This window comes from Streptomyces sp. NPDC003042, assembly GCF_053591315.1.
Genome location: NZ_JBSFTP010000015.1, coordinates 83,136 through 96,388, shown reverse-complemented (window position 1 = coordinate 96,388; position 13,253 = coordinate 83,136). Strand labels below are relative to the sequence as shown.

Below are 13,253 nucleotides of genomic sequence, written 5' to 3'. Positions count from 1 at the left end.
CCGATGCGACGCCTGTTCCCTGTGACCGATCAGACATCAACCCTGTCCCAGGACCTGGCCGACCGCGAGTGGTCGCTGGACGAGCTCGCGGACGCCTACGCCTACCCAGAGCTCGCCCCCGGCGGGCACTGGCTGCGGGCGAACATGGTCTCCACTCTGGACGGGGCAGCCCAGCACGACGGGCACTCGAAGCCCATCTCCGGCGAGAGCGACATGCGGATCTTCGGCACCCTGAGGGCGCTGGCCGATGTGGTGATCGTCGGTGCGGAAACGGTTCGCCAGGAGGGCTACCGTCCGGCCCGCGCCCGCGAGGCCTTCGCCGCCCGCCGGGAGGCCGCCGGACAGGGCCCCGCCCCCGCCATCGCGGTCGTCAGTGCCGGCCTGGACCTGGACTTCGGCCTGCCCCTGTTCACCTCCCCCCTGGTGCCGACCCTGCTGGTCACCGGAGCCACCGCGCGCGCCGACCGGGTGGCCGACGCGGTCAAGGCCGGGGTCGAGGTCGTGGTGGCGGGCGACGGGGCCGCCGTGGACCTCGCCCGTGCCGTGCGGGAGCTGGCCGCCCGCGGGCTGCGCCGCCAGCTCACCGAGGGCGGCCCCCGGCTGCTGGGCCAGCTCGTGGCCGCGGACGTGCTGGACGAGCTGTGCCTGACGATCTCCCCGATGCTCACGGCGGGGGACGCCCAGCGGGTCGCCGGGGGCCCCTCCGTCACGGTTCCGCACCGGCTCGCGCCCGCCTGTGTGCTGGAAGAGGCCGGGTTCCTCTTCACGAGCTACCGTCGGATCTGACAAGGGGCGGAATTTGTCGTTCCGCTTAGCTTCCGCTGGGCACATAACTGGGCAGACATATCCGCGCAAGGCTCCGCGCGACAGCGGGGCAGGATGGTTTCCGCAGGGGCCGGCCGACCGGCCTCGGCCCATGAAGGAGAGGGCGTCCGTGTTCACGAGCGTATTGATGATCGAGCAGCCGCTGACCACGGTGGACGTGGACTTCGTCAGCACCCTGCACGGAGACGACCAGGTCTCCTTCATCGTCCTCATGCAACCGCGGGGCGACCAGGACCGACTGCTCCGCGCCATCGACGACGTAGCGCTCGGTGAGCTCCCCGAAGCCCTCCGCGAGGTGGAGCTGCCGGCGGGCGAGGCGGCCCGCGGACCCGCCGCGCAAGCTCTGGAACACTCCCTGGAGGCCCTGCGCAAGAAGGGGGCCAAGGCCGTCGGCCAGATCATCGAGGACCACCCCCTCGACAAACTCAAGGCCGTGGTGGAGGAGACGGGAGCCGACGAGGTGATCGTGCTGACCGCCCCGCACTTCGTCGAGGAGTTCTTCCACCGGGACTGGGCCTCCCGGGCACGGCACAAGGTCGGGGTTCCGGTGCTCAAGCTCTTCGCCCACAACGAATAGGCTGGGGCGGTCACACCTCGAACCCGCGCTATCGATCCTGGAGCGAACTGAATGAAGCCCGGCCTGCCGACCGCGATGGAACGGCCCCACTTCATCGGCATCGGCGGCGCCGGAATGTCCGGCATCGCGAAGATCCTCGCCCAGCGCGGGGCTCAGGTGGCCGGCAGCGATTCCCGTGACTCCGAGACCGCCCAGGCACTGCGCGCCGAAGGCGCCACGGTCCACATCGGGCACGCCGCCGGCCACCTCGCCGCCGACTCCACCTGCGTGGTCGTCTCCAGCGCGATCCGCGCCGACAATCCCGAGCTGGCACGCGCCGCCGAGCTCGCCATCCCCGTCGTGCACCGCTCCGACGCCCTCGCCGCCCTGATGGACGACCTGCGCGCCATCGCCGTCGCCGGCACCCACGGCAAGACCACCACCACCTCGATGCTGGCGGTCTCCCTGTCTGCGCTGGGCCTCGACCCCTCGTACGCCATCGGCGGCGACCTGGACGCCCCCGGTTCCAACGCCCACCACGGCGAGGGCGACATCTTCGTCGCCGAGGCGGACGAGAGCGACCGCAGCTTCCACAAGTACGCGCCGCAGGTCGCGATCATCCTCAACGCGGAACTCGACCACCACGCGAACTACGCGTCGATGGAGGAGATCTACGAGTCCTTCGAGACCTTCGTCTCCAAGATCGTGCCCGGCGGCACGCTGGTGGTCGCCCACGGCCAGGCCGGCGCCGCCGAGATCGCCGCCCGGGTCGCCGGCAACGACGGCCTCACGGTCGTCACGTACGGCGAGGAGGAGGCCGCCGACGTACGGATCACCAAGATCACCCCGCGCGGCCTGACCAGCGAGGTCACCGTCCTCATCGGCGGCCGGATGCTCACCTTCACCGTGTCCGTCCCCGGACGCCACTACGCGCACAACGCCGTCGCGGCCCTCGCCGCCGGTGTCGCCCTCGGCATCCCGGCGCACAACCTCGCCTCCGCCCTCGGCAAGTACACCGGGGTCAAGCGCCGCCTCCAGCTCAAGGGCGAGGCGGCCGGAGTCCAGGTCATCGACTCCTACGCGCACCACCCGACCGAGATGACCGCCGACCTGGAGGCCATCCGCGGGGCCGCCGGGGACTCCCGCATCCTGGTCGTCTTCCAGCCGCACCTCTTCTCCCGCACCCAGGAACTCGGCAAGGAGATGGGCGCTGCCCTGGCCCTGGCCGACGCCTCCGTGGTCCTCGACATCTACCCGGCCCGTGAGGACCCGATCCCGGGGGTCACCAGCGAGGTGATCATCGCCGCCGCGCGCGCCGCGGGCGCCGACGTCACCGCCGAACACGACAAGGGCGCCGTCGCCGACGTCATCGCGGGAATGGCCAAGCCCGGCGATCTCGTTCTCACCATGGGCGCGGGCGACGTCACGGACCTGGGCCCGCGCATCCTTGCCCGGCTGTCGAACTGAGGGAGCGGGAACGTCATGGCGTACGAGGCCCAGAAGTACGAGGTCCAGAAGACGGACGAGCAGTGGCAGGCGGAGCTGACCCCGTCCGAGTACCAGGTGCTGCGCCTCGCGGGAACCGAGCCGGCTTTCCGCGGTGAGTACACCGACACGAAGACGGAAGGCGTCTACTCCTGTCGGGGCTGCGGTGCCGAGCTGTTCCGCTCCAGCGAGAAGTTCGAGTCGCACTGCGGCTGGCCGTCCTTCTTCGACCCGAAGGACACCGACGCGGTCGAGCTGATCGCCGACACCTCGCACGGCATGGTCCGTACCGAGGTCCGCTGCGCGCGCTGTGGCTCCCACCTCGGCCACGTCTTCGAGGGCGAGGGCTACCCCACCCCGACCGACCAGCGGTACTGCATCAACAGCATCTCCCTGCGGCTGATACCGGACGAGGCGAGGTCCGCCTGATCCGCCGCCCGGGACCGGGTGACCCTGCCTTCGGGCAGGGTCACTTTTTTTGTGTCCCGCTCCTTGTCCGCCGGCCGGGCCGCGGGGCATGGTGTCGGGGACATCGCGGTTGGGTTCCGATACGGTCTCCAGCCTGCGCGGGGGCGCCGCCGATATCACGTTTCCTCCACGGAAGACACCTATCCGCTTCTTCCGCGTGGCTGGTTATGATCGGCACCCCACATCCCCTTTCGAAGTCCGACCGGTTGTCCCCCGGCCCTTCCCCAGGGCCGTACCAGGTCCGGCTGTTGGTCCTGCACTGCCTTGCTCCCTGCCTAGCTCCCTGCCTTCCTCCCCGCTCCCGAGGACTGATGTCTCCCATAGAACCCGAAGGCGCACGAGGGCAGTCGACGACTCGTCGGCGGCGAACCGTGCGCCTGCGTACCCTGCTCATCTGGCTCGCGGTGCTCCCCACCGTGGCGATGACCGCCCAAGTAGGGGTGACCGCGGAACGGTTGCTCGCCCAGTCGCGCCACCTGCGGGCCGACGTCGCGGCCGGTGAGCGGCTCGGTGGTCCCCTGTACACCCTCATGACCGAGATGCAGGCCGAGCGGGCGACGACCGCCGCGCGGTGGGCGGGTACCTCCGTGTCCGAGGACGAGCTGCGCGAGCGGCGCACGGCCACGGACCTGGCCGCGGCCGAGTTCCGTCGGCTGGCGGCCGGTTCGGCGGGGTCCGCGGAGGCCGACCGCCACCTCGAGGCCGTGACCCGCCGCCTCGACGGCCTGGCCGCGAACCGCGAGCGCGCGGACGCCCACAGCGGCAGCGCCGAGGGCGCGGTCGGCTACTACTCCGGCGTGATCGGCGACGTGATCCGCGTGTACCAGGAGGAGTTCAGCCACGCGGAAGACGCCGAACTCACCCAGGAGAGCCGGCCGGTCGTCGCGATGCTCTCGGCGTCCGAGATGGTGGCGCGCGAGGACACCGTCATCGCGCTGTCCGGGCCGTCCAGGGAACTGACCTCGTCGGGGTTCGACGAGTTCATCAGCGCCGTCGGAGCCCACCGGTACCTGTACGACACCTGGGTCGTGCCGTACCTGCCCGCCGCGGAGAAGCAGTTCTACGAGCAGATCGTCGCCTCGCCCGAGTGGCAGACGAAGATCCGCATCGAGAACTCGATCGTGTCCGACCACAAGGACATCGACTCGGGCGTCAAGCTGCCGCCCGAGGTCGGCGGCTGGCGGGCCGCGCACGAGAAGTTCGCGGCGCAGCTGGGCACGCTCAACGTCGAGCGGTCGCGCGGTGTGCTCGCGCGCGGCGACGCCAAGGCCGCACAGCTGGAGACCGACGTCGCCTGGCTGATCGCTGGAAGCGGCGGCGCCCTGCTGGCCGTCGTAGTCGTCGTCGTGCTCACCACGCGCTCGGTGCTCCGCCGCCTGCGCGCACTGCACGAACGTACGGTGACGGTCGCCGAGGACGTGCTGCCGGACGTGGTGAGCCGGCTCCAGCGCGGACAGTCCCTCGACGCCGGGGCACTGCCGAGGGTGAACGGCGACCAGGACGAGGTCGGACGCATCAGCGACGCCTTCGCCCGCGTCGTCGCCGTATCCGTCGACGGGCACCGGCAGCTCGCGGCCGAGCGCCACGGTTTCGGCATGTTCGCCTCGGGCATCGCCTCGCGCACCGGAAACCTGGTCAGCCGCCAGCTCAGCCTCACCGAGGACCTCCAGGACGCCTTCGGGCACGACGAAGCACTGCTCGCCCAGCTGATGCGAGCCGACCAGTTGACGGTGGGGATGCGGCGACAGATCGAGAACCTGCTCATCCTCTCGGGCGGCGAGGTCCCCGACCCGCACACCGACCCCATGCGCGTCGCCGACCTGCTGCGCGAAGCCGCCGCGGAAGTCGAGGACTTCCGGCGCATCGAGCGGCAGGCCCTGGACGAGGCGAGCGTGGAACCGCGCGTGATCAGCCAGATCAGCCACCTGCTGGCGGAGCTGCTCGACAACGCCACCCGGTTCTCCCCGCCGAGGTCGAAGGTGGTCATCCGCGCCGAGCTGGTGGCGGACGGGCTGTCGGTCGAGATCGAGGACCGCGGACCGCGCGTGACCCCCGCGAGCTACGAGGAGATGAACGGGCGCCTGCACTCCGCCCCGCCGTACTCCGTCCTGGCGCAGAACGCGCACCGCCTCGGCCTCTTCGTCGTCGGCCACCTCGCCGACCAGCTCCAGGCCACGGTCACGCTGCGCCGCTCCGTCTACGGAGGGACGTCGGCCGTGGTGATCATTCCCCAGGAGCTGCTGGTGAGCAGCGAACCGGAGACACCGCGCGAGCCGGTCCGGCCCGCCGCACCCGTGACCGGCAGCCTGGTCGAGGCCGAGGCCGAGGCCAGGACCGAGGCCGCGGAACGCAAGCCCGAGCTGGTCCTGCACACGGGCTCCTCGCTGCCGAACCGGCGGATCCCCGAGACGCGGGAGCGGGACGGGGGCGCGCGCCCGGCCCTGCCCGAGCGTGTCCCGCAGACCCACATCGCCGAACCGCTCCGTGCGCCGAGCACACCGCAACCAGACGTCGTCCAGGACGATTCGACCCCCGAAGAGGTGGCCGACGCCTGGGCGGACTATGAACATGGGACACAGTCAGTGGAAGCAGAGCTCCGACAGGATCGGCCATGACGAACAACACCGCGGCATCCAACAGCGTGATCTACAGCGTTCTGGACAACAACCTGAGCAGAATCGCCGGCATCCAGGGTGCCGTGCTCCTGTCCAACGACGGCATCAAGCTCAGCGCCTACCTGCTGGACGAGCCCCAGGCGGAGCGCATGGCCGCCGCGGCCTCCGGCATCGCCGCCACGATGAAGGCGATATCGAGGGAGGTCGACGGTGGACGGGTCATCCGCCAGCTGGTCGAGATGGACGACCGGTACCTCTGCATCGTCGGGTGCGGGGAGGGCAGCACGCTCATCGTGGTGACCTCCCGCAAGGCACGGCTCGGGGAACTGGGCGGCGAGGCCGTACGGACGGCCCAGGCGCTCGGCGAGTGGCTGAGCACGCCTGAGCGCGCCCAGGCGCCGACGTCGTAATGCCGGAAGACGAGCCGCAGCCCGTAAGACGCCGACGGACGCGGCTGTACGCCTTGACCGACGGCCGTACCGCCGTGCCGCACACCGTCCTCACCATGGACACCACCATCACGGCGGCGGTCTCCGAGGAGGCCCATGGCGGCCTGCCCAGCGAGTGGCAGGCCATCCTGGCCATGTGCGCGGCCCCGGGCGGCCGGGCGGTCGCCGAGATAGCGGCGCGGATGCACATCCGCCTCACCCCGATGACGCTGCTCCTCGGGGAACTCGCGGACCGCGGCCTGATCCACCACCGGCCGCCCCTGGAGGGGGCCGCGACCACCAATGTCCACCTGCTCATGAGAATCAGGGACAACCTTGCCCGGATATGACATCCCCGTCCGCCAGGAAGCGGCACCCGTCAAGATCCTGATCGCCGGGGGATTCGGAGTCGGCAAGACGACCCTGGTCGAGACGATCTCCGAGATCGAGCCGTTGCGCACGGAGGAGCGGCTCACGGCCGCCGGGGTCGGCGTCGACGACCTGGACGGCATCGAGTCCAAAACCGTCACCACCGTGGCGATGGACTTCGGCCGGATCACCCTCACCGACGCCGGAGTCGTCCTCTACCTGTTCGGTACGCCCGGCCAGGAGCGCTTCTGGTTCATGTGGGACGACCTGCTGAACGGGGCCCTCGGGGCCATCGTGCTGGTCGACACGCGACGCCTCGACCGCAGCTTCCCGGCCGTCGACTTCTTCGAGAGCCGGGGACTGCCGTTCGTCGTCGGAGCGAACTGCTTCCACGGCGAACAGCCCTACACCGCCGAGGAGATCGGAGCCGCGCTGCACCTGCGCGACCCGAACACGCCCGTCCTCATGCTCGACGCCCGCTCCCGCGCGGACGTGAGCGCCTCCCTGCTCGCGCTCCTCGACGTGCTCATCGTGAAGGCGGAGGCCCCGGCGGCCGCGAGCGTACGCGCCTGACCGAGTCCAGGTGGTCCGTCAGAGTCCGGCGCGGGGCCCAGCCCTGGGCCCGCGCCCGGCTCAGGTCCAGCACCACCGGGTGGGCCAGCTGGTCCAGGGCGTACCGGCTGAGGGCCGGCTCGGCGCCGGTGCGGCGCGCGAGGGCCTCGGCCGCGCGGGCAGCCGTACGGGCGACCGCGAGCGGCAGATGCCGGATCCGGGCCCGCACCCCGTGGGCCCGGAGCACCGCGCCGACGGCCGCGTCGCGGCCGTACGGCTCCGCGTCCGCCACGTTGTACGCGCCCGGGACCCAGCCCGCCGCGGCGAGAGCGGCGTCGGCGAGGTTCTCCACCGCCGTGAGGCTGAGGCGCACGTCCGGCCCCGGGAGCAGCACCGTCCCGGCCCGGACGCGGGACAGCAGCCGGGGCAACAGCTGGGTGTCGCCCGGGCCGTAGACCGCCCGGGGCCGCAACACCACCGCGCCCGCGGCCAGGGCGAGGGCCTCGCCCGCCGCCTTGGTGCGGCCGTAGGCGTTCAGATGGCCCGCGCGCGGGTGGTCCTCACCGACGGGGTCCCGGTCCAGGCGCGGGTCGTAGACGCTGGCACTGCTCATCCACACCACCGGCCGGCCCGCCGCCGCCCGCAGCAGCCGTGCGGTGCCGTCCACGTTGACCGCGCGCATCTCGGCCTCCGCCCCCGAGCCCGGGACCGGGTCGCCCACGGCCGCCGCGCAGTGCACGACGAAGTCCGCGCCCGCCAGGTCCGGTTCCTCGCGGGCCGCGTCCCACGAGCGGTGTTCCCCCACCGGGCCCGGCCTGCGGCCCAGGCACACCACCGAGGCCCCGCTCGCGGCGGCCGCCCGAGCCACCTGCCCGCCGCAGAAGCCGCTCGCCCCCGTCACCGCGATACGTACGCTCACGCGCCCGCCCTCCCCGCCGCCGCCCGCACCGTCAGCGAGCGCCACCCCGGCAGCGCGGCCCGCCGGTCCACCCGGGCGCGCGTCACCACCGGCCGGTACGGGGCCAGCGCCCCCAGTACGTCGGCCAGTTGGACGCCGGCCAGCCGCGCCCCGGGGCAGGTGTGCGGCCCCGCCCCGAACACCAGACCCGCCACGCCCGGCGCGACCGGATCCCGGGCGTCCGGATCACGCCGGTGCGCGTCGGCGGCATGCCGGGCCACCAGCAGCAACCGGTCACCGCCGCGCACCGGGCAGCCGCCGACCGTGCCGGCGGCCGCCGCCACCCGGGGCAGGACGGGCGAGGCCGCGGTGACCCGCAGCAGCTCCCGCGCCAGCCGGGGCCGCAGCTCCGGGTCGGCGGCCTGGTCCCACAGCCCGGCGTCCGCGCACCAGGCCACGGCCCGGGGGAGCGCCGCCACGGTGGTGTTCACCGTGGCCACCGCCACCATCGCGCGCAGCGCCTCGTCGGAGTCGGCGCAGTGGCTGGACTCGCCGGGTTCGGCGGAGTGGGCGGAGTCGGCGCGGTGGGTGGCGCCCAGCAGCCGCCGCAGCCGTTCCGCGCCGCGCGCGGCGGCGGCCCGCGCCCCGGGGCGGCGCGGGCCCGGCAGGTGGCCGCGTACCGAGGCGGCGGCCGCCTCGGCGGCGGCGTCCGCGATCTCCAACGCTCCGGCGGCGCCCGGCAGCAGGGCGCAGACCACCGACCCGGCCAGCTCCCGGGCCAGCGCCACGAGGTCCACCTCCGCGCCCCGGGCCAGCGGCGCGAGCCGCCGTACGAGCAGCGGCTGCCATCCCGAGCGCAACCGCTCCACCCCCGCCGCGCCGAGGCTCTCGGCCAGGGCGCGCCGGTCCGCGCGGTGCCCGCTGCCCTCCTGGTCGAACAGCACACCCCCGGCGCCCGGCAGCGCGGCCCGCGCCGCGGCGCCGGTGGTGCCGGCCGCCGTACGGTCCAGCGGCAGCCGGGTCAGCGCCTCGCGGTACGCCGCCGCGTCGTGCACCAGCAGCGTGGTGCCGAGCCGGCGTACGGGGCGTCCGCGCGTGGCGGCGAGCAGCCCGAACAGCAGGGGGTGGCTGCGCAGGTAGACCCGGCGGTCCCGGCTGCGGGCCTTGGCGTGGGACGCGATGGTCATCCCGATGTCTCCTTGCCTGTGATCACGTACGGGGAGGCGGGCCGCAGCCGCCGGGCCGCCAGCGCGGACGTCGCCGCCCGGTCCGGTTTGCGGGAGCGGCCCGACAGCGGGATGTCCGCGAACAGCAGCGCGTCCGGCCGGGCCGTGCCCATCCGCCGCAGCGGTCCCGACAGCGCGGCGCGCAGGGCGGCCTCACCCACACCGCGCTGTGGCTGGACGACGGCCACGAGGCGCTCGTCCCCGTCGCCCGCCGGGACCCCGACGAGCACGCCCAGCTCCACCCCCGGCACCTGGAGGCCGGGCTCGTACAGGCCCGGGTAGATGTTCTCCGCCCGCCGCAGCACCATGTCCTTGCAGCGTCCTTCGAGGACGATCCGGCCCGCCCGGTCCAGCCGCGCCCGGTCCCCCGTACGCACCCACGGGTCGGGTTCCTCCCCGAGATAGCGGTCCCGGGCGGCCGGACCGGACAGCAGCAGCTGCCCCGCCGCGTCCGTCGCGGCGCGCACACCGGGCAGCGGGGCGCCGACGAGGTCTCCCGCGCCGTCGAACGCGGCCTTGTCCCGGGATTCCACGGCGGCGGCGGGGAACAGCTCGGTCAGCGCGTACACCCCCCATGCCTGGTCCGCGCCCGCCTCCCGCACCCGGGTCAGCAGCCCGGCGCTCGCGGGGGCCGAGCCCGTCCACACCCGGCCCGCGAAGCGGGCGCCCGCGCGGAGCGCGTCGCGCAGCTGGGGCGGGGTCAGATAGGTGTCCTGGGGCCGCAGCCGGCGGAGCTGGCGGGCCAGCACCCTGGGGGAGCGGGACGGCAGGGCGACCGGCGCGCCGCGCGTCAGCGAGGGGACGAGCACGAAGAAGGTGCCGCCGAGCACCGGCTCGTCGGGGCGGCCATCGACCGGCGAGGACACTGTGAAGAGCGAGGACACCGTCTCCATTCCGGCGGTCAGCCCGCCCCGGGTGTGCACGACGGCGCGGGGCCGCGAGGTGGTCCCGGAGGTGAACACGATCACGGCGTCACCGTCGTCTGACATGTCACCGTGCACTGTGACACCCAGGCGTGTAGCCGTCAGATCCAGTGCGGGCGCGCACCCCGGCAGCCGGGGTCCCACGGTGGCCACCGGTCCCAGTCCGGCTAGTTCGGGCAGCTCCAGCCGGGCCCGCCGGGCCAGCGGCCGGGCCCACCCGGCGACGGCCTGCGCGGCCGCGTCGGCCAGCACCAGCGCGGGCCGGGCCAGCGCGAGCCGGGCCCGCAGCACCTCGGCGCCCGCCCCGGGATCCAGGACGGCCCCGCGCAGCCCGAGCCGCCACAGCGCCAGCAGTACGGCGAGCGCCCGCGGCCCCGGCCGCACCGCGACCCCCACCGTGTCTCCGGGCCGCAGCCCCCGCGCGTGCAGGCCCGCGGCGAACGCGTCGGCCAGATCGGCGAGTTCACCGCGAGTGGCGCGCACCCTGGTCGCGCCCGAGCGGGTCGTGGACAGCACGGCGGGCCGCTCGGGCCGGGCGCGCAGGGCGTGATCGAGTCGGTCGAGCATCAGCGCGGGTCCGTTCCGCGCGCGCCGCTGCCCTGGTCGAGGTACCAGCGGGCGGTGCCGGTGATGCCGTAGGCCTTCAGCCTGCGAGTCGAGTTCTCCACGACCATGGTCCGGCAGCGCGTGATGCTGTCGGTGTGGCGGCGTACGGCGTTCAGGAAGAGCCGGTCCGTCGGCGAGGGGCGCCGGGGCATCCCGCCCACGGCCAGGTACAGCTCGGCGGTGATGGCCATGTTGTTCCCCGCGTGCATCCGGTACGGGGCCCGGTAGCCGTGGCGCCGCGCGTGCTCGGGCCGCAGCCTCCCGAAGAGCGCGGCGAGCGCGACCAGGCCCGCGAAGACGGCCCGGCCCAGCGGGCCGTGCTCGTCGCGCCGCGCCACGATCCGCCCGCACACCAGCCCGGGGCTGCCCAGCAGCGCCCCGCGCGCCGCGCCCGTCCAACCGGGCCGGGGCAGGCAGTCCGCGTCCGTGCGCGCCAGCAGCGTCGCACCCCGCGCGATCGCGTAACGGAAACCGGTGTCCACCGCCGAGCCGACCCCCTTCTCCGGCTCCTCGATCACCTCCACCGGGAACGGCGCGCCCGCCGCGAACTCCCGCGCGAGGGCGCCCGTACGGTCCCCCGAGGCGTTGTCGACGACCAGCAGCGTGAAGTCCCGGTCGCGCTGGGCGGCCAGCGCCCGCAGCGTCCCGGCCAGCCGCGCCTCCTCGTCGTGCGCGGGCACCACCACCCACAACTTCCCGCCCCGGTTCATGACTTCTCCCAGACCATCGTCATGATGCTGATCCCGCCGCCGAGGCCCACGAACAGCACCCGGTCCCCGGCCGCCAGTTCGTCGTACACCCGGTCCAGCTGCACCCCGATGCTCGCGCTGGCCACGTTGCCCAGCTCGGGCACGGTGACCACCAGCTTCCCGGCCGGCACCCCGGTCAGCTCCGCGAACCGCTCCAGGTACGGCACCGTCACCTGGTGCACCAGCACCTTGGCGAAGCCGCCCCAGTCCATCCCCGTCCGGTGCAGCGTCCGGTCGATGACCGCGGTGCCCACCTTCTCGAAGACCCCGCGCAGCTCGTGCCCGTCACCGCGGAAGTACGTGTACGCGTCCCCGCGCGGGTGCCGCGACCCGCCGCCCGGGATGCCCCCGACCTCCCAGTGCTCGGAATGCGTCTCGGTGTCCACGTCCACGATCCCGCCGCGTTCCACCGCCTCCACGAGGACGGCCGCGCCCGCGTCGCCGAAGGTGTAGCCGGCGAAGCCGCCGCGCAGTTCGGCGAAGTCCGCCGGCGAGGTCCGCACCGCCCGGCTCGGGGTCTCCCCGGTCACCACGAGCGCCCGGCGTGCCCGCCCGGCGAGGATCATGGACCGGGCCAGGTCGATGCCGTTGACGAAGCTGTTGCAGGCGTTGGTGACGTCCAAGGCGTGGGCCCGGGAGCCGAGTTCCGCCTGCACGATGTGCGCGGTGGCGGGCTCGACCATGTCCCGGGACGCGGAGGCGAAGAGCAGCAGGTCCACGTCGAGCGGAGTGAGTCCGGCGGCGGCCAGCGCCCGGCGCGCCGCGCCCACGGCGAGCGTGGAGGCGTACACCCCCTCGGGCGCGACCCGGCGGGAGACGATCCCGGTGGCCCGCGTCAGCATCCTCGGCGGCAGCGCGAGACCGCTGCGCCGGGTCACCTCCCGCTGGAGGCTGTCGGAGGACAGGACTTCCTCGGGCAACAGGCTGCCGACGGCGGTTATCCCGGCGCGCGGCTGCGGATCACATGGCTGAATGGGCATGCCCTCACGATGACAAGCCGCTTCCGCCCGGTCCTGAGTACGGATGCTCAGATCCCGCACCCGGCCGCTGAGTACAGGGCCCCGAGGTTGTCCTTCGGCTCGGGTGCGCGCCCGTTCCCCCTGCTACGTGCGACTCCATGGAACGAGCGACACGGGAGAAGGCCGGGGCCGGCCGAGGGCGCCCCGGTGGTCCTCGAGTCAGCGCCGATGTGGACGGCGTGGAGCGGGCTCCGCCGCGAGGCCCTGGGCCCGGGGACGAGGTGGTCGCGCGGTGCCCGGAGCCGGGGGACCGGTCGTTCCCGAGCGACCGCGCCACGCTCGCCACGCTCGCCGCCGCGCCACGCTCGCCGCCGCGCCGCCGCGCCGGCGGTCGGCCTGGCCGCCCGCCCCCGACCAGGTGGCCGGGATACCGGTGTTCGCTCAAGTGGCCCGAGTGCAAGGTCTGTTGTGCGCGGCCGGGTCCCCGTACCGTGCCCTCAGCGGAGCGGGCGCCCGGCCGGACGGTACGCCGGACGGGTCCGCAGGGAACTGCCGTTCGCCCGCTGTACGTCGCGACGTCAGACAGGGATCTCC

Annotated in this window: 13 protein-coding genes; 8 read left to right on the top strand and 5 right to left on the bottom strand. The window is 73.8% G+C overall.

Features of this window, described 5'->3' with window-relative positions; translation table 11 throughout:
* Window positions 1-3: 3 nt before the first annotated feature.
* The 8 genes from ACWDYJ_RS11540 (at window position 4) to ACWDYJ_RS11505 (ending at window position 7,319) form a co-directional block, all read left to right on the top strand.
* A complete protein-coding gene (locus ACWDYJ_RS11540) occupies window positions 4-786 on the top strand; it encodes a pyrimidine reductase family protein (protein WP_451565296.1) in 783 nt (260 codons plus the stop codon).
* Window positions 787-934: 148 nt separating this feature from the next.
* Window positions 935-1,402, top strand: coding sequence for an indole-3-glycerol phosphate synthase (locus tag ACWDYJ_RS11535; RefSeq protein WP_451565295.1), 468 nt, complete (start codon window positions 935-937; stop codon window positions 1,400-1,402).
* 51 nt (window positions 1,403-1,453) lie between these two features.
* Entirely contained in the window at window positions 1,454-2,848 is a 1,395-nt protein-coding gene (murC, locus tag ACWDYJ_RS11530; RefSeq protein ID WP_451565294.1) for a UDP-N-acetylmuramate--L-alanine ligase, read from the top strand.
* A 15-nt stretch (window positions 2,849-2,863) separates the two neighbouring features.
* Window positions 2,864-3,295, top strand: coding sequence for a peptide-methionine (R)-S-oxide reductase MsrB (msrB, locus tag ACWDYJ_RS11525; RefSeq protein WP_451565293.1), 432 nt, complete (start codon window positions 2,864-2,866; stop codon window positions 3,293-3,295).
* Window positions 3,296-3,705: 410 nt separating this feature from the next.
* Entirely contained in the window at window positions 3,706-5,949 is a 2,244-nt protein-coding gene (locus ACWDYJ_RS11520; RefSeq protein WP_451565292.1) for a sensor histidine kinase, read from the top strand.
* Window positions 5,946-6,359: a roadblock/LC7 domain-containing protein gene (locus ACWDYJ_RS11515; protein ID WP_451565291.1), complete on the top strand. Its 414-nt coding sequence runs from the start codon at window positions 5,946-5,948 to the stop codon at window positions 6,357-6,359. Before ACWDYJ_RS11520 ends, ACWDYJ_RS11515 begins: the two co-directional genes overlap by 4 nt.
* The gene (locus ACWDYJ_RS11510; RefSeq protein ID WP_451565290.1) at window positions 6,359-6,727 is read left to right on the top strand and encodes a DUF742 domain-containing protein; all 369 of its coding nucleotides are present in this window, start codon (window positions 6,359-6,361) and stop codon (window positions 6,725-6,727) included. Before ACWDYJ_RS11515 ends, ACWDYJ_RS11510 begins: the two co-directional genes overlap by 1 nt.
* Window positions 6,714-7,319: a GTP-binding protein gene (locus tag ACWDYJ_RS11505; protein ID WP_451565289.1), complete on the top strand. Its 606-nt coding sequence runs from the start codon at window positions 6,714-6,716 to the stop codon at window positions 7,317-7,319. Before ACWDYJ_RS11510 ends, ACWDYJ_RS11505 begins: the two co-directional genes overlap by 14 nt.
* On the opposite strand, the gene ACWDYJ_RS11500 is transcribed toward ACWDYJ_RS11505, so the two are convergent.
* Genes ACWDYJ_RS11500 through ACWDYJ_RS11480 form a run of 5 tightly spaced genes read right to left on the bottom strand, consistent with a single transcriptional unit; the run spans window position 7,273 to window position 12,680 of the window.
* Window positions 7,273-8,217 carry an NAD-dependent epimerase/dehydratase family protein gene (locus tag ACWDYJ_RS11500; protein ID WP_451565288.1) on the bottom strand — a complete coding sequence of 315 codons (945 nt, stop codon included), beginning with the start codon at window positions 8,215-8,217 and terminating at the stop codon, window positions 7,273-7,275. The two genes, ACWDYJ_RS11505 and ACWDYJ_RS11500, sit on opposite strands and share 47 nt — an antisense overlap.
* Window positions 8,214-9,383, bottom strand: coding sequence for a cytochrome P450 (locus tag ACWDYJ_RS11495; protein ID WP_451565287.1), 1,170 nt, complete (start codon window positions 9,381-9,383; stop codon window positions 8,214-8,216). Before ACWDYJ_RS11495 ends, ACWDYJ_RS11500 begins: the two co-directional genes overlap by 4 nt.
* Entirely contained in the window at window positions 9,380-10,912 is a 1,533-nt protein-coding gene (locus tag ACWDYJ_RS11490; protein ID WP_451565286.1) for a class I adenylate-forming enzyme family protein, read from the bottom strand. Before ACWDYJ_RS11490 ends, ACWDYJ_RS11495 begins: the two co-directional genes overlap by 4 nt.
* Window positions 10,912-11,661, bottom strand: coding sequence for a glycosyltransferase family A protein (locus ACWDYJ_RS11485; RefSeq protein WP_451565285.1), 750 nt, complete (start codon window positions 11,659-11,661; stop codon window positions 10,912-10,914). Before ACWDYJ_RS11485 ends, ACWDYJ_RS11490 begins: the two co-directional genes overlap by 1 nt.
* Entirely contained in the window at window positions 11,658-12,680 is a 1,023-nt protein-coding gene (locus ACWDYJ_RS11480; RefSeq protein WP_451565284.1) for a 3-oxoacyl-ACP synthase III family protein, read from the bottom strand. The genes ACWDYJ_RS11485 and ACWDYJ_RS11480 overlap by 4 nt, the downstream gene beginning before the upstream one ends.
* Window positions 12,681-13,253: the final 573 nt, after the last annotated feature.